This is a genomic window from Streptomyces sp. P9-A4, assembly GCF_036634195.1.
Lineage (GTDB): Bacteria > Actinomycetota > Actinomycetes > Streptomycetales > Streptomycetaceae > Streptomyces.
Genome location: NZ_JAZIFY010000001.1, coordinates 6104594 through 6127667 on the forward strand (window position 1 = coordinate 6104594; position 23074 = coordinate 6127667).

Sequence of the window (23074 nt, forward strand, 5' to 3'; positions counted from 1 at the left end):
AACTCCCTTTCTTCACGGCCTACTTAGGTCGGAAGGCTCCCGTCCGGGCGCTCGGGCGCTCTACCGTGCCTGCCATGACCTCGCTCAGACACCGGCGGGCCGCCTCGCTCGCCCTCGCGGCCCTCCTCCTGCTCGTCCCCCGGGCCGCCGCCGCGCAGGACCCCTCGGGCCCCGCCCCGGTGCGGGCGGCGACGCCGGACCGGCCCTCGTACGAGGTGGCCCTGCGCGCCGACGGCGACGGCTCGCACTGGACCGGCCGTCAGACGGTGTCCTTCCGCAACGCCGCTCGTACGCCCCTGAGTTCGGTCGACCTACGGCTGTGGGGGAACGGCACCGACGGCTGCGGCACCCCCGGGAGCCCGTCCCCGGTCCGGGTCGGCGGGGTCGTCGGAGGCACCCCGCGACCGCTCACGGTCGGCTGCACCGCGCTGCGGATCGACCTGCCCGCGCCGCTGCCCTACGGGGCGCGCACCAGCGTCTCCTTCGACGTGTCGATCACCGTCCCCGACCGCGTGCACCGGTTCGGCAGGGACGGGGCGCACCGCTACCTCGGCAACGCGCTGCCCCTGCTGTCCGTCCGTGACGCGCAGGGCGCGCACCTCGACCCGGACGTCGGCTTCGGCGAGAGCTTCTTCACCCTGGCCGGTGACTTCCGGGTCGTCCTCGACCACCCCGCCGCGCTCAAGGTCCCCGCGACGGGCACCACCACCCGGCGGGCCGGTGCGCCCGGCCGTACGGTCACCACCAGCGTCGCGCGCGGGGTGCGGGACTTCGCGTGGGCGGCGGGCCCCTTCCGGACGCGGACGGTGACCACGCCCGGCGGCATCCGGCTGAACGCGTACTGGACGGCCGCCACGGCCCCGGAGGGCGTCGCGACCGACCTGCGGGCCGCCGTCGGCTCGGTCGACGCGTTCGGCGAGCGGTTCGGGCGCTACCCGTACGGCGAGCTGGACCTCGTCATGAGCGACAATCTCGACGAGTTCGGCAGCATGGAGTTCCCGGGCCTCGTCCTGCTGTGGACCGAGCCGGAGGGTTCCGCCGTCGTGCACGAGATCGCCCACCAGTGGTTCTACGGCATCGTCGGCAACGACCAGTTCGCTTCGCCGTGGCTGGACGAGTCCTTCGCCCAGTACGCCAACCAGGTGTACTACCGCGAACCCACCGCCACCTGCTGGGAGGACCAGGGCGAGTGGCCCAGCGAAGCGGCGGCCCTCACCCGGCCCATGGGCTACTACGCCGACGGCCACCGCTCGGAGTACGTCCGGGTCGTCTACGGGCGGGGCGCCTGCGCCCTCCACGACCTGGAACGCGTCCTGGGCGGCCCGGCGACGGCGGCGATGCTGCGCGGCTACGTACGGGACCACTGGCTGGGCGTCGCCACCACCGAGGACTTCAAGCGCGCGGCGCAGGCGGCGACAGGCAAGGACCTCGGGCCGTTCTGGACCGAGCACAGGATCCACTGAGACCGGAGCGCCGCGACCACTGAAGCCGGAGCCCCGCGACCCCACGACCACACGACCACCGAGACCGGAGCCCCACGGCCACCGAGACCGGAGCCCCACGGCCACCGAGACCGGAGCCCCGCGACCGCTCGGGCCGCGCCCCCACGTCCCGTGGAGGCGCGCCCCTCACCTCCCGGCCCGCTCCCGCTCCGCCGTGCGCAGCAGGACCTCCGCCACGCCCCGGGCACGTACCGCAGCCTCCGCCGTGCCCTCGCGCACCGCCGTCACGATGGCCCCGTCCCCCAGCAGTGCGAGCTGGCGGGCCAGGACCTCGTGGTCGCGGTAGCCGCCCTCGGTGAGGAGACGGTCGAGGACGGCGATGACCTTCTCCTTGTGCTCGGCGGCCACGTGGTGCGCCGGGCTGTCCGGATCGGCCGTCTCCACCATCGTGTTGATGAACGCGCAGCCCCGGAACGACGCCGCCGAGAAGCGCTCCGCGAGGCCGTCGAAGAGCGCGAGCGGAAGTTCCTCGGGTGAGCGCTCGCTGACCGCGATCCGGCCGTCGAGCCAGGCGCGCCACATGTCGTCGCGCCGCCGCAGCACCTCGACGACCACGTCGTCCTTGCTGGGGAAGTGGCGGTAGAAGGAGGCGCGGCCGACTCCGGATTCGGACAGGATCCGCTCGATGCCCACGGCCCGGATCCCCTCTTCGTAGAACAGACGCTCCGCCGCGCTGAGGAGCCGTTCTTTCGCGTTCGTGGCCATGCCAGACGGTACCACTCGGTGCCGTATAGGGGATTCCGATGCGAAAGGCGGAGTGGCCGCCTCCCGTTGCGCCAGACGGAACCGGTCAGTACCGTCTGGATGGTACCGATCAGTTCCATCTTGGTCCGGCTCAAGGAGAGCTCCATGCCCCGCCTGCCCCAACTGACCGTCGAGACCGCCAACGAGGAGCAGCGCGAGCTGCTCGAAGGCACCCTCAAGCAGCTCGGCAAGCTGCCCAACCTCTACGCCGCCCTCGCCAACGGCCCCTCCGCGCTCCGCGGCTACCTCGCCATGCGCGAGGCCCTGGTCGGCGGCAGCTTCAGCGCCCGGCAGCGTGAGCAGCTCGCGCTCTACATCGCGCAGCGCAACGACTGCACGTACTGCGTCTCCGCGCACACCCTGCGCGGCGGCAAGGTCGGCCTGAGCGAGCAGGAACTGCTCGACACCCGCCGCGGCACCGACGCGGGCGACCCGCACATGGACCAGGTGCTCCGCTTCGCCGGCGCCGTCATGGCCACCGGAGGCCGTGTCACCGACGAGTCCCTCACCGACGCCCGCGCCGCCGGCGTGACCGACGCCGAGATCGCGGAGATCGTCGGCCACGTCGCGCTGAACGTGCTGTCGAACTTCTTCAATCACGTTGCGCAGCCGGACTTGGACTTTCCGTTGGTCCCGGCCCACCTCGCCGAGTAGAGTTTTCGCGGCCGAGCAGGGGTGCCGGGCGCGAACGCGTCCGGCACCCCTGCGGCGGTTGTGAGACAGACCGACTGGGGCGATCGAAGCGGGTGGCCGACCAACCGCCTGGTGCGAGGAACTGCCGCCTGCGCGGCAGGGGGGAATTCACGTGGACATCGACGCAAGAACCCTTCGGACCTTCCGTGAGGTGACCCTGACCGGGTCGTTCACCCAGGCGGCGCGACGCCTCGGGTACTCGCAGTCCAGCGTCACGGCACAGATGCGTGCCCTGGAGAGGCAGGTGGGCGAACCCGTCTTCGAGCGGCTTCCCAACGGTGTCCGGCTCACCCACTCCGGAACCGTCCTGCGTGACTACGCACGCCAGATCCTCACCCTCGTCAGCGAGATGGAGACCGCCCTGCGCCGGCCCGCGGCCAACCCGCCCAGGCTGACCGTCGGGATCGTCCCCGCCCTGGCGTACGGGCAGCAGCTCGCCCGGGTCACCCAACTCGGGCGGCGGCTGCTCTCCGGCGTCCAGCTCGCCCTGCGCGTGATGGGGACCGCCGAGGTCCACGACGCCTTCCGGTCCGGAGCGATCGACGGGGCTCTTGTCCTCACCGTGGTCGACGCCGACGACCCGGCCGCCCTCTTAGCCGACCAGCTGCACACCGAACGCCCCGACGAACTCACCGAAGTACGCCTCCAGGAAGTCGAGTTCGTACCCGTCACGAGCGTCGGACAACGACGCGGCAACCTCGGCCGCCAGGTCGTCATCGCCGACCCCGACTGTCCCTCGCAGCGCTGGCTGCCCGAGTTCCTCCGCCTGCGCTGCGACAGCCCTCCCGAGATCCACGAGCTCGGCTCCATGGCCGGCGTGCGCGCCGCCACCCAGTCCGGCCTGGGCTGCGCCATGCTCCCCATGGCCCTCGCCGCCTCCCACCAGGAGGCGGGGGGACTGCGCCCGCTGCCGGGCGTGCCCCGGATGCGCTGGAACGCCTCCCTCGTCCACGGCCGCCCCGACACCCGGCCCGCGCTCGACTGGCAGAACCTGACGGAGACCCTCCGCCAGGCCACCGCCCTCTCCTGCGTGGTCCGCCCCGACGAGCCCGGCCCCGCGAGCGCCGCCGACGTCCTCGGAGGAGAGGCCGCCGCCCTCGGCCCGGACCCGAGCATCGCCTCGTAACCCGCACCCCCAAGACCGGTGCCACGGCGCACCGCCGTCTCCCCCCGGCCCCACCCCCGACCGGGTGCTTACGGGAGCGACGGCGCGCCGTGGCACCTCCTTGTGCCGAGCCGAGCCGAGCCGAGCCGGGCCGGGCCGGGCCGGGCCGGGCAGTGGTGCCGGTCTACAACCCCGGCCCGTTGTACGCGCCCCGGTGCGGCTTGGACGTCGACGAGACCGGGTTCCCCCAGTAGTCACGGCCGCCGTTGCCGCTGATCACCGAGCCGTTGCCGAGGGCGGGCGAGGTGGCGCGCAGCCTGTAGCCGTCCACCGACCGGATCGTGTCGCCGCCGCTGCCGGGGTTCACGAACCCCGGGTCGCCGACGATGCCGTTGGCGGTCGGCCTCGGCACCCCCTGGAAGACGTTCCAGAGCCAGGAGATCCCCGCTCCGGTGGGCAGCCGGGAGTCGGTGGTGCCCACCCAGATGTTGTTCTCGACGACGCTCTCGTCGGGCAGTGTGATGCTGAACTTCCTGTCCGTGCAGTAGAAGACGTTGTTGTACAGGTGCAGCGCAGACCGGCCCGCGCTGACGCTGCTCATCCGGCAGTCGTTCTCGGAGATGTTGTAGCGGATGACCTGCTGGGCGCCGCCGATGGTGCCGCACCCGTCGCAGTCGAGGAAGAAGCCGCCGATGTTGTCGCGGCTGTAGTTGTACTGGATGGTGCAGGTGCCGGTGTTGCCCCAGTCGCAGTCGAACGCCTGGCTGTCGGCCACGGACATCCGGGTGATCCCGTACACCGCGTTCTTCTGGATGGTCGGGTCGCGGTCGCCCAGCACCCAGATGCCGGCGAAGTTGCCCCCGGAGAACGGGTAGACGCCGTTGCCGACTCCGGAGGCGTTGTTGTACTGGATCATCGGCGCGTCGGCGTAGCTGGCGATGATGCCGTCGCCGCCGACGTCCTTGATCACGTTGTTCTCGATGAGGACCCCGGAGCCCTTGACGGCCATCGCGCCGACGCGGATCTTGAGGCCGCCCCCGCCGGTGTTGCTCACCTGGTTGTCATGGACGTGGACGTCGTGGAGCGTCGAGCCGGTGCCGCTCGCGCCCGTGACGACGCCCGCGGACTGGACGAAGTCCTCGGTGGTCGGGCTGTTCTTGCTGGTCTGCCCGGCGACCCGGTCGATGACGAGGGAGCCGATGTCGAAGCCCCGGTGCGCCGTCCCGTCGGTGGCGGAGATCCGCAGCCCGGCGCGCCGCGCGAGCGTCGCGGCGGGGTTGGTGAGCTTGAGGCCGGTGATCCGCCAGTGGTCCTGGTTGGTCAGCGAGACCACGTCCTGGGCGCCGCCGCCGTCGAGCACGGGCAGCGCCCCGGTGCCGTAGCCGGTGAGCGTGATGGGCGCGGTGGCGGTGCCGCTGCCCTTGGGGGCGAGGGAGCCGGTGCAGGTGGTGCCGGCCGCGAAGGCGAGCGTGTCACCGGCCGCGTACGTCCTGCCGTTGGCCTGGGCGACGCTGTTGAACGGCGCGGCCTGGCCGCCGTCGCCCGGGGCCGGGCGCGAGCAGTCCACGTACGTGGTGCTCCCGGCGGCCGAGGCGGGCGCGGCGGTGAGGGCGACGCCGCCGGAGAGGGCGAGCGCGACGGCGACGAGCCCGCCGACGGCCGCTCTGCGCCGCGGGGATGCCTCCATGGTCATGTAGCGACACCTTTCTCGTGGTCTGGTGCCGCCAGAAGCTAGGTGGGTCCGATGATCGAGTCAATGCACAAGTGTCGATTGATCGAATTTCGGTCAGGGAGCGGTTGATTGGTCGACTCATGAGGGATTTCGGGAGGGGTCTCGCGAGGCCCGATCATCCCGGCGTACCCCGTCGGCATCTCGGGGGCCTCATCGAAGGGGCGCAGCGCCTGGCGAGGAGCCGGCGCGGCGCATCGCGCGGATCGCGGCGAGGATCGCGTATCCGGGCGGCCGGGCGGTCTGAGGCCGCCGGGGGAGAAGTCGACGAGGCCTGGTGCCGGACACGGGGGATCTCCGGCACCAGGCCTCTGTTGAACATTGTACGAGACGGTGGGGAGTGTCCGGTACGTGACCCGGGGCGCCCCCACGACGGGCGAACCGCGGGCCGGCGGGGTACATCTCCTCTGAGACGCGGATGCGGCCGAGCATGGGCCCCCTTCCCCTCGGCCGCGTCGCCGGTGACGACGAGGAGGCCGCCGTGGAGGGCAGAAGCATAGGGTTCGTGCATTCCTTCAACCGCGCCGGCGGCTACGGATTCGTCGTCCCCGTGGGCTCCGAGGAGCAGGTCTATTTCAGGGCCGAGGACATCGAGGGCGGGGAGCGCGGTCTCTCCGAGGGGCAGCAGGTCTCCTTCGTGCTGGTCCTGGGTGACGGTCGCTTCGAGGCGAGGGAACTGCGCGTCTGACCCGGACGGCCTCCTCGGTCTCCTCGGGGGCCGCGTGGGCTGCGGGGGCCTCGGGGTGCCCCCTGAGAGGCCCCTCCTGAGAGGCCCCCGTCCCCTCACCCCCGCAGTCGCATCTCCAGCCCGTCCAGGACCACTTCCAGGCCGTAGGCGAACTTCTCGTCCCTGATGGCGACCGGGTCCACCGTCACCTGGGCGGCGGCCTCCGTGTAGGCCTCGGCGAGGTGGTCGTGGCCGGCCGCCGCCTGCTGTGCGGCGGGCATCAGCCGCGCGATGAAATCCGCCTCCGAGTCCCCGGAGCGGGCGACCGTGGTGAGCCAGGCGGCCTCCGTGGTGCTCATGCCGATGACGTACGACAGGACGGTGTCGATCGCGCGGCTCGGCTCGGGGAAGCCTGGCCGCCGCGTTCGGGGTGCTGACCACGGTCGACGCGGAGTCCGGCTTCACCGTCCCGGCCATCGCCCTCGGCCTCCTCGGCCTCGGCGCCGGCCTCGCGATGCCGGCCGCCGTCGGCGCCCTGATGAGCGCCATCCCCGAGGAGAAGGCGGGCGTCGGCTCGGCCCTGAACGACACCATCCAGCAGGCCGGTACGGCGCTCGGCATCGCCATCCTCGGCTCGCTCCTCACGAGCACCTTCTCCGCCGAGATGCCGGCCGGCGCCCCCGAGCAGGCCAAGCAGTCGATCGGCGGCGCGCTGGCCGCCGCCCAGGGCGACCCCGGTCTGATCGCCGCCGCCCGGGAGGCCTTCACCTCCTCGATGACGACCACCTTCACCATCAGCGCGATCGGCGTCCTCGCGGCGGCGGTCCTCGCCACCCTGGTGATGCGGGACGCCAAGCCGGCCGCCACCGCCGAGGCGGAGCACGAGGCGGAACTCGCCGCCTGACCCCGTACACGAAGGAGAGCCGGTGCCCCGCGGGGCACCGGCTCTCCTTCGTCTCACTCGCCCGGAGCGGGCGGCAGCGCGTCCATGAACGAGCTGACCGAGAACACCGCCCGGCCGGGACCCGCGGGCCCGTACCCGGGCGGGGCGGTCAGCCCGTACTCCTCCAGCGTCGCCGTGTACGCCTCAAGGAGACCCAGGTGGTATTCGAGCGGGGCGCCGTCCGGGTTCTCCCGGCCCAGCGGCGTCGTCGGCTCCGGACACCAGGTGGTGAACCGGGGCGTGATCCCGCGCGACATGAAGAACCGCAGGCCCTCCCGGGTGGAGGCGATGGCCTCGTCCACCGTCAGGAAGCCGGACGGGCGCGCCATCTCGACACCCGCGACGAAGTTCGGGATGACGTTGCGCGGCCCGAAGACCTCCGCCGAGTCCAGGATCCGGCGGTGCCACTCGTCCCGGCCGATGTAACGCTCCTTGCCGGGGCAGTACAGCTCGAACAGCCGCCGGTCCCACACCTCGTAGTTGGGGTGGTAGATCCGGATGCCGTAGTCGTGGAAGCGCTGCACGTCCTCCTTCGGCAGGGCCTGGGCGACGACCTTGCCGATCCAGCGGCCGGGGAAACGCTCCTCGATCGCGCGCGCGTACTGCCCGTAGAAGTCGGCCTCGTCCTTCCCGCCGACCTTGGAGGTGACCGCCCCACCGGTCAGGGTGTACGCGGTTGAGGTACGGGCGGTGTCGTGGCGGTCGATGATCTCCAGCGCCTCCAGGACCTCGTCCACCGGCTTCACCCCGGTGTACGGGCGGCCCGCCGCCTTGTGCTGGCGCCAGTTGTGGTTGATGTCGCAGTACTGGCACTCCTCCTTGGCACCGAAGTACTGGCAGACCCGGAAGACCGTGAGGTAGATGAGGTACCCCCACTGGATGGTCGGCGCGACCTCCATCACGGACTTGCCGTTCGCCAGCGGGTGCCGGTAGTACTCCGGCATCGGCGGCAGACCGACGTCCGCGATCCTCACCCCGTCGAGGAAGAGCGCGAGCGCGCCGTCGCCGTCCGGCGCCACCCGATACGGGGACGAGGGGTTGACCCGCACCGACACCACCGTGCGCCGCAGCCCGTACGGACCGCCGGTCAGCACGATCTCCTCCGGCGGACGGTTCAGCGCCGCCTCCCCGAGCTCCGGCAGCGTGCGGTGGTCGAAGGAGAAGATGAAGTACGACTTCGGCTTCACCTCGCCCCCCTCGTTGCCGCTCAGCGCGGACGGGTCGAAGGCGAGCCCGCCGCGCAGCAGGTCCTCCTTGAACACGGCCTCCGGAGGGATTCCGGGGAAGCGTTGCATGAGGGACTCGACGACGGCGGTACGGGTCGGGGCGGCGCTGGACACAGGCGGATCTCCAGTGATGAGAGACGACGGAGCCTACGACCTCACGCTACGCGCGGGTCCGCCCGGAGCGACGTCCGGGCCCCGCGCGCCCCAGCACGACGTACGCCCGCCCGAACCGGGACAGCTGGGCGAGGGTGCGGGTCGCCGCGATCTCCAGGGCCCCGCCGTCCCGGTGGGGGCGGGCCGGACGACTGGTTCGGAACCCGGAAGATCGCCGCCCGGCGGGCGGACGCGCTGGAGGATCGACCAGGGCGGGCGGGATGCGGGGAGGAGAGGCGGAAGGTTCCCGGGAGCGGGGTCGGCCGTCCGGCGACCGGTCTGGCGCCGACGGCCGGCCGTCCGCCGTCAGGCGCCCACGGGCACCTGGGTCTCGCCGCTCAGCCGCAGTCCGAGGTGCAGATAGGCGGCGAGGTCGGCACGGGGGGCCTTGCGGACGACATGGCGGATCGCCTGCATCGCCTCCCACGCGGAGGTCTGCGCCAGCGACCCGCCCCACGTCCCGCCGAGACCGTCCCAGAGGTACGCGCTGAACCCCAGCTGAGGTGCTCCGGCACGTCGACGTTCCTCCTCGTGCGCGGCGAGCGCCCGCATGAAGAACCGTTCCGCCTCGGCGGCCGGCAGCACGGAACGGATGATCCGCAGATACGGCATGACCAGCGACGCGACCTCGGGGCACTCCCCACCGGGAACGACCGTGTCACGAGCGTCACGAGCGTCACGTGCGTCCCGGAGGTCACGTGGGTCACGGGGAACGGAGGTGGGCACGGGCTCGCATGTAGGAGTCATGGAACCTATCGATACGTCATCTGATCGCAGGAACCGCCGTGGCGCGCCCACGCACGGGCCCGGTTCGCCCCACGGCGCCAGACCCCGGAGCCCTCACGCGCTCCTGAGGACGACGAGCTGCCGGGTCGCCCTGGTCATCGCGACATAGCGGTCGACCGCGCCCTCGATGCCCTCACCGAACCGCTCCGGGTCGACGAGCACGACCAGGTCGAACTCCAGGCCCTTCGACAACGAAGGCGTCAGCGAGCGGACCCGCGCCGACCCCCGGAAGCCGGGGTCACCGATGACACAGGCGATCCCGTCCGCGTGCGCGGCCAGCCAGTCGTCGAGGATGCCGTCGCGCTCCGCGACCGAACCGTGGACGACCGGGACGCCGCCGCTGCGCACGGACGTCGGCACGTTCGCGTCCGGGAGCGCCGCCCGGATGGCCGGCTCGGCCTCCGCCATGACCTCCTCCGGCGTCCGGTAGTTGATGCTCAGGGACGCCACGGTGATCCGGTCGAGCCCGACCCTTTCGAGCCGCTCCTGCCACGACTCGGTGAAACCGTGCCGCGTCTGGGCGCGGTCACCGACGATGGTGAAGCTGCGGGACGGGCAGCGCAGGAGCAGCATCTGCCACTCCGCGTCCGTCAGCTCCTGCGCCTCGTCGACGACCACGTGCGCGAACGGGCCCGCGAGCAGGTCCGGTTCGGCCCCGGCGACCGCCGACTCGTCGACCAGACTGTCCTTCAGGTCCTGCCCGCGCAGCATCGTCACCGCGCCCTCGCCGTCCTCGTCGGCCGCGAGGACGTTGTCGATGACATCGGCCATGCGGGCCCGCTCCGCCGCGAGGGCGGCCTGCTGCCGCCTCCGGCGTACGGCCGCCTCGGGATCGCCGAGCCGCTGCCGCGCCGCGTCGAGGAGGGGCAGGTCCGACACCGTCCACGCCCGCGCGTCCGTGCGCCGGAGCAGCGCCACCTCCTCGCGGTCGAGCCAGGGGGCGCACCTGCGGAGATACGCGGGCACCGACCACAGGTCCCCGACCAGGTCGGCGGCCTCCAGCAGCGGCCACGCCCCGTGCACCTCCCTGACCAGTTCCTCGTCCTGCCGCAGGGACCGCAGGAACAGGTGGAAGGGGATCTCGCCGTCGACCTTGGCCAGCAGGATCGTGGCCAGTTCCTCCCAGATCTGCTCGCGCGCCTCGTTGTGCGGCGTACCGGACTCCGGCGCGTCGAAGGCCTCGGCCCAGTCGTCCGCGCTCAGCCGGATGTCGGCCCAGTCGGTCGACACCGTCATCCCCCGGGCGGGCGGCTCCTCGTAGAAACGGACGGCCGTCTCGATCGCCCGGACCATGTCCGCGGACGACTTCAGCCGGGCCACCTCGGGGTCGGTCTCGGCCGCCGCGCGGGCCCCCTCGGCGACGAGGTCCCGCACGGTGCAGGTCTGCACGCCCTCCTCGCCGAGGCTGGGCAGCACGTCGGCGACGTACGCCAGATAGGGCTGGTGGGGTCCGACGAACAGCACGCCGCCCTTGCGGTGCCCGAGCCGGGGGTCCGAGTAGAGGAGGTGGGCCGAGCGGTGCAGGGCGACCACCGTCTTGCCCGTACCGGGACCGCCGTCGACGACGAGAGTGCCGCGCGAGCCGGCCCGGATGATGGCGTCCTGGTCGGCCTGGATGGTGCCGAGCACGTCCCGCATGCGGGGCGAACGGCTGGCGCCCAGGCCGGCGATGAACGCGGACTGGTCGTCGAGCGCCGCGTGCCCTTCGAGGCCGTCGGCGGTGAACACCTCGTCCCAGTAGTCGTTGACGCGGCCGTCGGCCCAGCGGTACCTGCGGCGGCTGGCGAGCCCCATCGGGCCGGCGTGGGTCGCGGCGAAGAAGGGCTCGGCGGCGGGCGAGCGCCAGTCGAGCAGCAGCCGGCGGCCGGTGCTGTCCGTGAGCCCGAGGCGTCCGATGTACACGGGCTCGGGGTCGTCCGCGGCGACGATGTGCCCGAGGCACAGATCGAGACCGAAGCGGCGCAGGGTGCGCAGGCGGCCGGTGAGGCGGTGGATCTCCGCGTCCCGGTCCATTGCCTCCCGGCCGGCGCCGCCGGGCGCCCTGCGCGTGGCGTCGAGCCGGTCGGACAGTTCGTCGATCGCCTGACGGAGGCTCTCCTCGACGGCCGCGAAGTGCTTCTCGTCGCGGGCGATCAGGGCCGGATCGGCCTTGGAGGACAACCGGTCGGGAAGGTCGAACGCACTGGTGCCGTACGACGTGTCCACCGACGAAATCAGATGCACTTCGTGAATCTCCCGTATCTGCAGGCAAGGCCGGCGGCCGGGCCGGGAGGGGCCCGGCCGGGCTGAGACCAGCGATTCTGCGGTACGAAGGGGGCCTTGCCGCAAGGCCCCCCATGCGCTATACGTTAGAAGTGGCGAGAGAAGGGTTTCCCCCTTGCCCCGATCCTCGTCGCGAGGTCGTGAGCCCGGCTCCGACCGCCTAGCGCGGGGTGATCCCGCCGGCATAGACGTTCTTCGGGGTGACGACCGAGGTGATCGCGCGGGCGAGCAGCGTCGACGGCTCCTGGCCCTCGCTGAGGCTGTCCGTGTTGATCATGACGACCAGGGTGGCCTTCTGCGAGGGCAGATAGACCGTCACGGTCTCGTACCCCGGGATCGAGCCGTTGTGCCCGATCCACCCGTTCGTCTCAAGGATCCCGAGGCCGTAGCTGGTGCCCGGGAAACCGGTCGGCAGCGTCTTGAGCCGCTGCGCCTGGACCGCGGGACTCAGCAGCTCCCCGGTGGCGAGGACCTTGGCCCAGCGGCGCAGGTCGCGCAGGTCCGAGATCATCCCGCCGGCCGCCCAGGCCCAACTGGGGTTCCAGTCCGTGGCGTCAGCGACCTCGCCGCTCAGCGTCTGGTCGGTGTACCCGTGCGCGTGCGGCTCGGGGAACTCGGCGCCCTTCGGGAGGAACGTGTGCCGCAGCCCGGCCGGGCGGACCACCCGCTCGTGGAGGAATGCGCCGAGCGGCCGGCCGCCGACCTTCTCGACGACCAGTCCGAGCAGCACCAGATTGCTGTTGGAGTACTGGAACTTCGCGCCCGGAGCGAAGGTGTTCGCGTGCCGGTACCCGTAGGAGACCGCCTCCCACGGGTTGAACGGGCGCTCCGGCCGGCTCAGCAGATCGTGGACGAAGTCGGGGTCGGCGGTGTAGGGGAACAACCCGCTGCGCATCTCCGCGAGATGGCGCAGTGTGATGTTGTCCCCGTTGGGGACGCCCCGGATGTAGTCCGAGATCGGGTCGTCCAGCCGGATCCTCCCTTCGTCCACGAGCTCGAGCAGCGCGGTCACCGTGAACGTCTTGGTCTCGCTGCCGATCCGGATACGGGTGTCGACGCGCATCGGCTGCCCGGTACGGGTGTCGGCGACGCCGGTGGCGCGCACGTACCTTCCCTTGCCGGGCATCCACAGCCCGACGACGACACCGGGGATGCCCGCCTTCCTGCGGACGTCCTCGATCGTCCGGTCCAGACGGGCGGTCAGCTCCGGGCCGAACCCGCCGGAGGAGAGGTCGTCCTCGCCGTAGCCCTCGCCGGTCACGGCATGGACGGGGTGGGCGGGCACGGCCTGCGCGGGTACGGCGGGGCCCGCCGTCATCGGGGCCAGCACCGACGCCACGAGCAGCGTCGCGGCGAACAATCTGCGAGAGGGGGTACGTCGGGTACGTCGGGTACGTCGCACGGCGGAGCGCCTCTTCCGGGTCACTGTCACGGTCACGGACCGCAACATCACCACCGGCACCCCGCGACGAAGACCCCCTGCCCGGGCCGCTCCCCGGCGAGTCCACTCATTCGGCGCCACCCTCCGCACCGGCGCCCGAGCGCCCCGGCCCTTCGCGCGGTCTCCGTACGACGCCGGGGTCGTTCACGCGGTCACAGCGGAACGATCGTCGCCTCGGTCGCCTTCACGCTGGTCCACACGGACACCCCGTCGGCGAGACCGAGTTCGGCCGCCGCCTGCGGGGTGATCTCGGCGACGAGATCGGGCGCCAGGTCCGAGGCGACCAGCACCCGCAGCCTGCTGCCGCTCGTCGTGATCTCCCGTACGGTGCCGGGCCAGACGTTACGGGGGCTGCCGCCGGGCCGCTCCCGGTGCAGCGACACCGCCTCGGGCGCGACGATCGCCAGGGCCGGGGTGCCCGCCGCCGGCGGTTCGGCGGCGACGAGCGTCCCGCCCCCGTCGAGGGAGAGGCCCTCCGGGGTCGCCGTTCCCGGCCAGGCGTTGCGCCCGAGCATCCGGGCGACCCAGGGCGACCGGGGGTGCCGGGTCACCTCGGTGGGCGAGTCGTCCTGGAGGGCGCGCCCCTCGTCGAGCACCAGGACGCGCTGCGCCAGGGACACGGCCTCGACCGGGTCGTGGGTGACGATGAGGCAGACCCCGCCGAAACCGGCGAGATGGGTGCGCAGGGTGTGCCGTACATGCGCCCGGGTCGTCTGGTCGAGCGCGGCGAGCGGCTCGTCGAGGACGAGCAGCCGGGGCCGCGCGGCCAGCGCCCGCGCGAGGGCGACGCGTTGGGCCTGGCCGCCGGAGAGCTGCGCGGGCCGGCGGTGCGCCAGATGGCCCACGCCGAGCCGGTCGAGCCAGGTGCCCGCCTCCCGTCGGGCCTCCGCACGCGGGACGCCCTGGGCGCGCAGCCCGTACGCGGTGTTCGCGAGGGCGCTCATGTGCGGGAAGAGCGCGCCGTCCTGGGGCACCCAGGCGACGTGCCGCCGGTGCGGGGGCAGGTCGGTGACGTCGGTGTCGCCGAGCCGGAGCCTGGCGTGGGCGCGGGGGGTGAGCCCGAGGAGGGCGCGCAGGAGGGTGGTCTTGCCCGCGCCGTTGGGGCCGACGACGGCGATGGTGGTGCCGGGTCCCGCGTCGAGGGTGAGCCGGGTGAAGCCGGTGACGTCGGCGTGGAGGGCCCAGCGCTGTTCCTCGTACGGCTGCTTCTCCTGCGGTTTGTCCGCTTCAGGAGAGAAGCCGGGCGAGGGCCGCGTCACCGGTACGGGCAGGGCGGCCGGGCCGAGTTCGTCACCCGTGTCCGGTGCGGGGCGGCGGGCACGGCGGTCGGCCGGGGTCCCCGTCCAGCGCCCGCGCAGGGCGATCAGGACGGCCATCGCGATGGCGAGCAGCAGCAGGGAGACGGAGGTCGCGGCCTCCGGCTCGTCCTGGAGCAGCAGATAGACCTGGAGGGGCAGGGTCTGCGTGGTCCCCGGCAGGTTGCCCGCGAAGGTGATGGTGGCCCCGAACTCGCCGAGCGCCCGCGCCCAGGTGAGGGCCGCGCCCGCGATCAGACCGGGCGCGACCATCGGCAGGGTGACGGTGAAGAAGACCCGTACCGGCGGGGCGCCGAGAGACGCGGCGGTCTCCTCGTACCGGGGCCGCAGCCCGCCGAGGGCGCCCTCCAGGCTGATGACGAGGAAGGGCATCGCGACGAAGGTGGCCGCGAGGACGGCCCCCGAGGTGTGGAACGGCAGGGTGATGCCGAAGGTGCCCTCAAGCCACGGCCCCAGCAGTCCGCGCCGGCCGAAGGCGAGCAGCAGGGCCACACCGCCGACCGTGGGCGGCAGCACCATCGGCAGCAGGACGAGGGAACGCACGACCGCCTTGCCGGGGAAGTGCACGCGGGCGAGCAGCCAGGCGAGCGGGACGCCGAGCAGCAGCGAGAGTCCCAGGGCCCAGAACGACACGATCAGCGAGAGACGGAGCGCCTCGACGGTCCCGGGCGAGGTGAGGTGGTCGGCGAGTTCGTCCCATTCGGTCCGTACGAGGACGCCGATCAGGGGGAGCGTCAGGAACGCCACGGCGAGGAGCGCGGGCACGACGAGGGTGACGGGCGTGCGGGCTCGGGGCGTACGGCGGACGCCTGATCGTTTCATCGCGTGTCCTGGAAGACGTAGGGGAACGGTGTCCTGTACGAGGTAGGAAACCAGGCCGTCCGGCGAGAACGGCGCCAGGGGGCTGCCCGTCCCCCCCACCCGGAACGGGCAGCCCCCTGGCCACGGGAGGTGGCGGCGTCTCAAGCGGCCTGCCGGTCGCCGGGTCGGCCGGTCATCCGTCGTTACGGCTTCTGGAAGCCCGCGTCCTGGAGGATCTTCTGCGCCTCGGGCGAGGACAGCCAGGCGACGAAGGCGGCGGCGGCCTCGGCGTGCTCGGAGCCCTTGACGGTGGCGGCGGGGTACTCGGCGATGGCGTTCTGCGCGTCGGGGATCTCGACGGCGTCGACCTTGTCCTTGGCGCTCTCGGCGTCCGTCTTGTAGACGAGGCCCGCGTCGGCCTCACCCAGCTCGACCTTGCTGAGGACGGCACGGACGTTGGGCTCCTGGGAGACCGCCTTCACCGTGATCTTCTGGGCGTCGAGGATCTTCTTGCTGTACTTGCCGGCCGGGACCTCGGGCGCGGCGAGGACGACCTTCAGCTTGGTGTCGGCCAGGTCCTTCAGCTCGTCGACCTTGAACGGGTTGCCCTCGCCGGTGGCGATGACGAGCCGGTTCTTCGCGATGACCGTCGGGGTGCCGGTGTCGCCCTTCACCTTGTCCATGCTCTTGGTGTCGGCGGTGACCAGGGCGTCGGCGGGCGACCCCTGGGCGACCTGGGCGACGAGCTCCTGGGAACCGGCGAAGGAGAAGGTGATCTTCGTGCCGGGGTGGGACTTCTCGTACGCGGCACCGGCGGTCTTGAAGACATCGGTGAGGGAGGCCGCGGCGAGGACCGTCAGGTCGGCGGCGGGTGCGGCGCTCGCGGAGCCGGAGGGCGGGGAGCCGGGGGCGGTGGAGCCCGCGGTGTCCTTCTCGGAGTCGTTGCCGCAGGCGGCGAGCGGGACGAGGAGGGCCGTGGTGAGGACGGCGGCGGCGGTGCGGCGTCTGGTGAAGGTGAGCGCGAGGGACATGAGGTGGGTGACTCCTTGGGGGACGTGAGGGAGATGTTGTCCGGTCACTGCTCGGGTACCGCCCCGGACGGCATATGCGACACGGTAGGGGGGTCTGGCTCTCATCTGCAACAAACCCGTGCGACTCTCCATGGCGAATGAGAGAGGGGTTGGAGGAAGTGACGAACGGCGGCGCGGGCGTCGCGGGTCGCCCGCGCACACCAAGGTGACACCCCGGTTGCACGGGCATCCACCATGTCCGGACTCGTACTCGCCTCGTGAATATGAGATGCGGGCCGCGCGGCCCGTGAGCGCACCAGGAGTTCCGACGGAGGCGGCGACGGAGTCGTGCGCGGAAGGTCGCACGGAAGCGCCGACGGAACGGACGGACGACGCCCGCCGCCCTCACCGAGGCCCTGAGCCAGACGAGCCGGTGCGGCCCCGACTGGACCTCGACCTGCGCGGCCACGGCGTCGACCCGTACCGCCGTCACGATCCCCACGAACGAGTTGCGCACGGAGGTGGTCACCTCGCCCTCGGGCACCGCGTGCGGACCGGCGCCTCGCTCCCCGGCGAAGCGCGCGTGGCTCGACCCGTCGATCACGCGGTTCCCCGTACCGTCCCGGTCCACGCGCAGCCGACCGCCGGCCGCCCAGCGACGAACGGTCTCCGAACTCACTCCGAGCAGCCGAGCGGCCTGCCCGATGCTGTACGACGGCACGACCGCACTCCAGGGCCTGTCGTCACACCGGGCGGGCGCTCAGCCGCGTTCGCGGAGGTACGCCTCCAGTGCCGCCGCCCCGGTCAGCATCGACCGGGCCCGGGCGGACAGCCGGTCGTGCCAGTCGCGCAGGGTGGCCTCCAGCGGCTCCAGCCCGCCCGCCGTTCGCACCTGGGTGATCAGCGGGGCGATCTGCTCCAGCAGGTGGCCGCCCCGTCTCAGCTGGTGGGTCAGCCGGGCGTCCCGTACAGCGGCCTCGTCGTAGACCCGGTACCCGGTCCGGGGGTCACGGCGCGGGCGCACGAGCCCGGCCCGCTCCCAGACGCGCAGCGTCGCGGGCCGGATCCCGAGCTTCGCCGCGAGCGGCCCGATGAACACACCGCCGGGCCCGGCCAGGGACGAGACGGCCGGGGCGGACACGGCCGCCGTGGGGTCCAGGTCGCGGAGTGCGCGTTCCACTGCCTGGAGGGTGCGTCGGTCGTCGAGAAGCTGGGCGTGGCTCTCGTCGATGAGACGGAAGGCCTCGTCGGCCGCGCCCTCGTTCACGGCCCGCAGGATCGCCGACGCCGTTCCGTGGCCGTGCCCGGGCACCAGGGCGAGGAAGGCGCGCAGGGCGCCCGCGTGCAGCGGCGTGTAGGTGCGGTAGCCGTGGGGGGTGCGGGCGGCGGCCGGGAGGATGCCGGCCTCCTCGTAGTTCCTGACCGCCTGTGTGGACAGGCCGTGCGCGCGAGCCAGATCCACCGGCCTGAGCCGCGTACCGCTGCGTGGGCTTCGAAGGCTTTGAGGGTTTTGAAGGCTTTGAGGGTTTTGAAGGCTCTGCCCCATGACACCGCCCGTTTCGCGGGAAAAGTTTCCATCGAGGCTTCAACGATACGGTTGAAGTCATGGCTTCCGACACCCCTCTCTCCGTTCCCTTCGACGGCCCCGCCGTCATGAGGCTGCTCCCCGCCCGGCCCCGGCTGCTCGCCCTCGGCGAGCCCACCCACGGCGAGGACGCCCTCCTCGACGTGCGCAACGAGCTGTTCCGCTACCTCGTCGAGCACGAGGGCCACCGGACGATCGCCCTGGAGACCGACTGCCTGCGGGGCCTGGTCGTGGACGACCACGTCACCTCGGGTGCCGGCACCCTCGACGAGGTCATGGAGAACGGGTTCAGCCACGGCTGGGGCGATTTCGCCGCCAACCGCGAACTCGTGCGCTGGATGCGCGCCCACAACGAAGGCCGGCCCGCCTCCGAGAGGCTTCGCTTCGCCGGCTTCGACGGCCCACTGGAGATCACCGCCGCCGCCGCTCCGCGGCAGGCCCTCACCGCACTCCACGGTTATCTCGCGGCCCGGGTGGACGCGTACCTGCTCCCCTGCACGGCGGAGACCCTCGACCGTCTGCTCGGGCCCGACGACCGGTGGACCGAACCCGCAGCGATGATGGACCCGGCCCGGTCCGTGGGACGGTCGGCCGAGGCCGGGGAGCTGCGGCTGCTCGCCGACGATCTGGTGGCGCTGCTCGACGAGCGGACACCGCACCTGATCGCGGAGAGCTCGCCGGGGGAGTGGGACCGGGCGTGCCTGTACGGGCGCACCGCCACCGGCCTGCTGCGCTACCACTCCTGGATGGCCGACGACTCCCCGGCCCGGCTGACCCGCCTGGTGGGCCTGCGCGACCGGATGATGGCCGACAACCTCCTCGCCCTCGCCGCCCGCGGCCCGGTGTTCGTCCACGGCCACAACACCCATCTCCAGCGGGAGAAGAGCGGCATGCGGTTCGGCGGGACGCCGCTGGAGTGGTGGGGCGCGGGCGCGCTGGTGAACGCCCGGCTCGGTGAGGAGTACGCCTTCGTGGCCACGGCCCTCGGCACGATCCGGCACCAGGGCGTCGGCGCACCGCCGCCGGACACCGTCGAAGGACTCCTGTACGCCCTCCCGGAGGACCGCGCGGCCGTCGACACGTCCCGGCTCGCCGCCACCCTGACCGACGCACGGCCCGAGCCCCGCGAATCACCCTGGTTCGGCTACGCCCCACTGGACCCGGCCCACCTGCCGACCATGGACGCCCTGGTGTTCGTCAGGGACGTCGTGCGATGAGGTGCTCGGCCATGAAGACGCGGCGGGCGCCCGGCGGATCGCAGGCGACCTCCGACCACCTGGGCCTGCCGCCGGCCGCACTCTGACTCCTGGGCGGCCGTCGGCAGCGTGGAGGCATCATGGGACCGTGGACATCGAACTGCTCTACTTCGCGGGCTGCCCGAACCGGCACACCATCAGGGAACGGCTCGACCGGGCACTCGTTCTCGCGGGGCACGCGGGCCAGGAGGTGACCCTGCTCCCCGTGGAGACCGAGGAGCAGGCGCGCGCCCAGCGGTTCCCCGGCTCGCCGACCATCCGTGTCGACGGCCGCGATCCCTTCCCCGTCGCGTCCGAGAGCTACGGCCTCACCTGCCGGGTCTACGCCACCCCGGAGGGCCTGGCGGGCTCGCCCACCGTGGACGCGCTCGTCCAGGCACTCGCGGACGCGTCGAAGCCGGGCCGCTGACGGACGCGTCGAAGCCGGGCAAGCTGACCGCGTCGCGGCTTCACGAAGGCTTCGGTGACGGCGTCGGGAACCACGGATCGTAGGTGTACGAGGAGGGGCTCCACGTCGGCTCGGGCGTGGGCTCGAAGGGGCCGGCGCGGTTCTCCATCAGGACGATCATGAGGATCGCGAAGACCGAACTGGCGATGATCAGGCCGAGGCCGACGGGGTTGCGGGGGTTGTAGTAGTAGCGGTTCGCACCCCACTTGCTCTTCTTGAAGACGGGTTCGTCGTCGTTCACCGCGTACTCCTCGGGCCAGGGCGCCGACCTGGCTTCCCGGCGCACCGCCAGCGAACCTACGGGTCTCGTACGGGTCGTTGACAGGTTCTTGACGCGCACCCGGGCGCCCCCGTTCTTGCCGACGACCGGCAAGAACGGCCGGCCGGCCGGCCGCGCTGTACCCGACCCCGCTCTTGACAATCGGTCATGCTCCTGACAGCTCTGGGGCACCACGCCGTTCTTACGGACGGCGCCACCGAGCCGAGGGGGAGATCAGCGCATGACCAAGCCTGGGACCGCGGGGGACGAGTACGACGTCGTCATCAGCGGAGCGGGCCTCGCCGGCAGCGCCGCGGCGATCCTGCTCGCCCGCCGAGGCGTCCGCGTCGCCCTGCTGGAACGCCGCTCGGACCCCGCCGCGTACAAGGTGCTGTGCACCCACTCCCTCACGGCCAACGCCCACCCGGTCCTGGACGAACTCGGCCTCCTGCCCGCCCTGGAGAAGGCCGGAGCCGTCCGCAACGAGGCCCGCTGGTACACCCGTTGGGGATGGATCGAACCGAGGGCCGCGCCGACCGGACCCGAGCTGCCCCACGCGTACAACATCCGGCGCAGCGTCCTCGATCCGCTCATCAGGTCCCGCGCGGCGGAGACCCCCGGCGTCGATCTGCTCCTCGGCCACCAGGTGACCGGGCTGCTCCGGGAGGACGGGCACCGGGGGCGTACGGCCGGGGTGCGCGCGTCGACGTCCGGGGGCGAGCGGGAGATCCGGGCCCGCCTCGTGGTCGGCGCCGACGGCAAGGACTCGCCCGTGGCGAAGTTCGCCGGACTGCCCACCCGGACGTACGAGAACGGACGGTTCGGCTATCTCGCCCACTTCCGCGACCTCCCGCTGCGCGGCGGGATCGGCCAGACGTGGTTCCTCGAACCCGACATGGCGTACGCCTTCCCGAACGACGACGGGGTGACCGTCCTCGCCGTCCTCCCGGACAAGGCGCGCCTGCCGGCCTTCCGGGAGGACCTGGAGGGCAGCTTCCTCGACTTCGTCCGCGCCCTGCCCGAAGCGCCGCCCGTCGACGCCGCCGAGCGCGTATCGAAGATCATCGGCACGATCGACTACCCGCTCCTCAGCCGCGAACCGACCGCGCCGGGCCTCGCGCTCGTCGGTGACGCCGCCCTGACCGGCGACCCCCTGTGGGGCGTGGGATGCGGATGGGCCCTGCAGTCCGCGCGCTGGCTGGCGGAGGAGGTCGCCCCGGCGGCGGCCGGTCGCGGCGACCTCGACCGGTCGCTCCTGCGGTACGCGCGCGTGCACCGGCGCCGGCTGCGCCCGCACCAGTACCTGGCCGCCGACTTCGCGAAGGGGCGCCCGTTCAACCCCGTGGAGCGGCTGGTGTTCTCGGCGGCGGCACGCGACGAGGCGGTGGCACGCCACATGTACCTGTTCGCCTCACGGCTGATCGGCCCCCTGCGCTTCCTGAGCCCGGCGGCGCTGGCCAGGGCGGCGGTCGTCGACATCAGGCACCGCGGGGCGGCGGCGCCGACCGTACCGACGACGCGCTGACGGGGACGGGTGGGGGGCCGGGAGCGGCGGTCCGAGGCGACGGCCCCCTGGGGCGGTGGGGCCCGAGGGGACGGTGGCCCGAGGCGGTGGGGGACCGGATGCCGGACCCCTCGGCGGCTCGGGCCGGGTCTCCGGCAAGATGCGCGTATCGCGCGACAGGAGCCAGGGAACCATCGGACACAGGGAAGGCGAGACTCCGCCATGAACGTCAGCTCACACATCGAGGCCGTCTACGAAGAGGTCCGCCGGCGCAACCCCGGGGAGGCGGAGTTCCACCAGGCGGCCGCCGAGGTGCTCGACTCCCTGGCCCCGGCCCTCGAACGGCACCCCGAGTACGCCGAGACCGGCATCCTCGAACGACTGGTCGAGCCCGAGCGGCAGCTGATCTTCCGGGTCCCATGGGTGGACGACCAGGGCAAGGTGCGGGTCAACCGGGGTTTCCGGGTGGAGTTCAGCAGCGCCCTCGGCCCGTACAAGGGCGGCCTCCGCTTCCACCCGAGCGTCAACCTCGGCATCGTGAAGTTCCTCGGCTTCGAGCAGATCTTCAAGAACGCGCTGACCGGGATGGCGATCGGCGGCGGCAAGGGCGGCTCCGACTTCGACCCCAAGGGCCGCTCGGACGGTGAGGTCATGCGGTTCTGCCAGTCCTTCATGACCGAGCTCTACCGACACCTGGGCGAGCACACCGACGTTCCGGCCGGTGACATCGGCGTGGGCGGGCGCGAGATCGGCTACCTCTTCGGCCAGTACAAGCGGATCACCAACCGTTACGAGTCCGGCGTCCTCACCGGCAAGGCGGTGGGCTGGGGCGGCTCGCACGTGCGCACCGAGGCCACCGGGTACGGCGCGGTGTACTTCGCGCAGGAGATGCTCGCCACACGCGGGGAGGGATTCGACGGGCGCCGGGTGGTCGTCTCCGGTTCCGGGAACGTGGCCGTGTACGCCGTGGAGAAGGTCCACGCCCTCGGCGGTCGCGTGGTGGCGTGCAGCGACTCCTCCGGCTACCTCGTCGACGAGGACGGCATCGACCTGGAGCTGCTCAAGGACCTCAAGGAGGTGCGCCGGGCCCGGATCTCCGACTACGCCGAGGCGAAGCCGGCCGCGCGCTTCTCGGACCGGGGCACGGTCTACGACGTGCCGTGCGACATCGCACTGCCCTGCGCGACCCAGAACGAGGTGCGCCGCGAGGACGCCGTGGCCCTGGTCAAGAACGGGGTCCGCGCCGTCGCCGAGGGCGCGAACATGCCCTGCACCCCCGAGGCGGTGGAGCTGTTCCGCGAGGCGGGCGTCCTCTTCGGCCCCGGAAAGGCCGCGAACGCGGGCGGCGTGGCCACCTCGGGCCTGGAGATGCAGCAGAACGCGGCGCGCGACAGCTGGACCTTCGAGCAGACCGAGGCCCGCCTCTCCGCCGTCATGCGCGATGTCCACACCGACTGCCGGGCGACGGCGGAGGCGTACGGCGGCAACGCGGACGACTACGTGCTCGGCGCGAACGTGGCCGGATTCCTGCGGGTCGCGGAGGCGATGGCGGCGCAGGGCGTCATCTGAGCGAGGGGCGAGGGGCGAGGGGCGAGGGGCGAGGGACGAGGGCTCCGGCGCGGCGCGCGCCCGGCCTGTCCGTCC

At 72.5% G+C, this 23074-nt stretch carries 19 protein-coding genes and 2 pseudogenes; 9 read left to right on the top strand and 12 right to left on the bottom strand.

Annotation, left to right across the window (positions count from 1 at the left end; all coding sequences use genetic code 11):
- Window positions 1-74 precede the first annotated feature (74 nt).
- Window positions 75-1463: a M1 family metallopeptidase gene (locus V4Y03_RS27420; RefSeq protein WP_332436637.1), complete on the top strand. Its 1389-nt coding sequence runs from the start codon at window positions 75-77 to the stop codon at window positions 1461-1463.
- A 165-nt stretch (window positions 1464-1628) separates the two neighbouring features.
- Here V4Y03_RS27420 and V4Y03_RS27425 read toward each other — a convergent pair whose 3' ends face one another.
- The gene (locus V4Y03_RS27425) at window positions 1629-2207 is read right to left on the bottom strand and encodes a TetR/AcrR family transcriptional regulator (RefSeq protein ID WP_332436638.1); all 579 of its coding nucleotides are present in this window, start codon (window positions 2205-2207) and stop codon (window positions 1629-1631) included.
- 144 nt (window positions 2208-2351) lie between these two features.
- Between V4Y03_RS27425 and V4Y03_RS27430 the strand changes: the two genes are divergently transcribed.
- Together V4Y03_RS27430 and V4Y03_RS27435 are read left to right on the top strand one after the other, a co-directional pair.
- Entirely contained in the window at window positions 2352-2900 is a 549-nt protein-coding gene (locus tag V4Y03_RS27430) for a carboxymuconolactone decarboxylase family protein (RefSeq protein WP_063991913.1), read from the top strand.
- 151 nt (window positions 2901-3051) lie between these two features.
- On the top strand, window positions 3052-4065 hold the full coding sequence (locus V4Y03_RS27435) for a LysR family transcriptional regulator (RefSeq protein WP_317878126.1): 1014 nt from the start codon (window positions 3052-3054) through the stop codon (window positions 4063-4065).
- Between the two features lie 163 nt (window positions 4066-4228).
- Here the strand turns inward: V4Y03_RS27435 and V4Y03_RS27440 are convergent, their stop codons facing one another.
- Complete coding sequence (locus V4Y03_RS27440; protein ID WP_332436639.1) at window positions 4229-5737, bottom strand: right-handed parallel beta-helix repeat-containing protein; 1509 nt, start codon at window positions 5735-5737, stop codon at window positions 4229-4231.
- 466 nt (window positions 5738-6203) lie between these two features.
- Between V4Y03_RS27440 and V4Y03_RS27445 the strand changes: the two genes are divergently transcribed.
- Window positions 6204-6461 (top strand): cold-shock protein, encoded by a 258-nt coding sequence (locus V4Y03_RS27445; RefSeq protein WP_332436641.1) that lies wholly within the window; start codon window positions 6204-6206, stop codon window positions 6459-6461.
- Between the two features lie 95 nt (window positions 6462-6556).
- Here the strand turns inward: V4Y03_RS27445 and V4Y03_RS27450 are convergent, their stop codons facing one another.
- Entirely contained in the window at window positions 6557-6799 is a 243-nt protein-coding gene (locus tag V4Y03_RS27450; RefSeq protein ID WP_332436642.1) for a hypothetical protein, read from the bottom strand.
- A 65-nt stretch (window positions 6800-6864) separates the two neighbouring features.
- Here V4Y03_RS27450 and V4Y03_RS27455 point away from each other — a divergent pair.
- Window positions 6865-7344: pseudogene (locus tag V4Y03_RS27455) on the top strand (MFS transporter); the annotation flags it as partial.
- A 53-nt stretch (window positions 7345-7397) separates the two neighbouring features.
- Here V4Y03_RS27455 and V4Y03_RS27460 read toward each other — a convergent pair.
- The 8 genes and pseudogenes from V4Y03_RS27460 to V4Y03_RS27495 all read right to left on the bottom strand — a co-directional run bounded on the left by V4Y03_RS27460 (window position 7398) and on the right by V4Y03_RS27495 (window position 17924).
- A complete protein-coding gene (locus V4Y03_RS27460) occupies window positions 7398-8678 on the bottom strand; it encodes a radical SAM protein (protein WP_317876965.1) in 1281 nt (426 codons plus the stop codon).
- A gap of 390 nt (window positions 8679-9068) precedes the next feature.
- Window positions 9069-9374 carry a hypothetical protein gene (locus V4Y03_RS27465; RefSeq protein WP_317876961.1) on the bottom strand — a complete coding sequence of 102 codons (306 nt, stop codon included), beginning with the start codon at window positions 9372-9374 and terminating at the stop codon, window positions 9069-9071.
- A gap of 228 nt (window positions 9375-9602) precedes the next feature.
- The gene (gene helR / locus V4Y03_RS27470; RefSeq protein ID WP_332436643.1) at window positions 9603-11753 is read right to left on the bottom strand and encodes an RNA polymerase recycling motor ATPase HelR; all 2151 of its coding nucleotides are present in this window, start codon (window positions 11751-11753) and stop codon (window positions 9603-9605) included.
- A 217-nt stretch (window positions 11754-11970) separates the two neighbouring features.
- Entirely contained in the window at window positions 11971-13170 is a 1200-nt protein-coding gene (locus V4Y03_RS27475; protein WP_332436644.1) for a serine hydrolase domain-containing protein, read from the bottom strand.
- A 233-nt stretch (window positions 13171-13403) separates the two neighbouring features.
- Window positions 13404-15389, bottom strand: a complete 1986-nt coding sequence (locus V4Y03_RS27480; protein ID WP_332436645.1) for an ABC transporter permease — start codon at window positions 15387-15389, stop codon at window positions 13404-13406.
- 182 nt (window positions 15390-15571) lie between these two features.
- The gene (gene modA / locus V4Y03_RS27485; protein WP_332436646.1) at window positions 15572-16399 is read right to left on the bottom strand and encodes a molybdate ABC transporter substrate-binding protein; all 828 of its coding nucleotides are present in this window, start codon (window positions 16397-16399) and stop codon (window positions 15572-15574) included.
- Window positions 16400-16769: 370 nt separating this feature from the next.
- Window positions 16770-17099, bottom strand: a pseudogene (locus tag V4Y03_RS27490) (MerR family DNA-binding transcriptional regulator); the annotation flags it as partial.
- A 39-nt stretch (window positions 17100-17138) separates the two neighbouring features.
- A complete protein-coding gene (locus V4Y03_RS27495; RefSeq protein ID WP_332436648.1) occupies window positions 17139-17924 on the bottom strand; it encodes a TioE family transcriptional regulator in 786 nt (261 codons plus the stop codon).
- Between the two features lie 59 nt (window positions 17925-17983).
- Between V4Y03_RS27495 and V4Y03_RS27500 the strand changes: the two genes are divergently transcribed.
- The gene (locus V4Y03_RS27500; protein ID WP_332436649.1) at window positions 17984-19180 is read left to right on the top strand and encodes an erythromycin esterase family protein; all 1197 of its coding nucleotides are present in this window, start codon (window positions 17984-17986) and stop codon (window positions 19178-19180) included.
- Between the two features lie 127 nt (window positions 19181-19307).
- A complete protein-coding gene (locus tag V4Y03_RS27505; protein WP_332436650.1) occupies window positions 19308-19628 on the top strand; it encodes a DF family (seleno)protein in 321 nt (106 codons plus the stop codon).
- 40 nt (window positions 19629-19668) lie between these two features.
- Here V4Y03_RS27505 and V4Y03_RS27510 read toward each other — a convergent pair whose 3' ends face one another.
- The gene (locus tag V4Y03_RS27510) at window positions 19669-19908 is read right to left on the bottom strand and encodes a hypothetical protein (RefSeq protein ID WP_317877677.1); all 240 of its coding nucleotides are present in this window, start codon (window positions 19906-19908) and stop codon (window positions 19669-19671) included.
- Window positions 19909-20167: 259 nt separating this feature from the next.
- Here V4Y03_RS27510 and V4Y03_RS27515 point away from each other — a divergent pair, with 259 nt between their 5' ends.
- Window positions 20168-21451, top strand: coding sequence for an NAD(P)/FAD-dependent oxidoreductase (locus V4Y03_RS27515; RefSeq protein ID WP_332436651.1), 1284 nt, complete (start codon window positions 20168-20170; stop codon window positions 21449-21451).
- A 201-nt stretch (window positions 21452-21652) separates the two neighbouring features.
- On the top strand, window positions 21653-22999 hold the full coding sequence (gdhA, locus tag V4Y03_RS27520; RefSeq protein ID WP_332436652.1) for an NADP-specific glutamate dehydrogenase: 1347 nt from the start codon (window positions 21653-21655) through the stop codon (window positions 22997-22999).
- Window positions 23000-23074 lie beyond the last annotated feature (75 nt).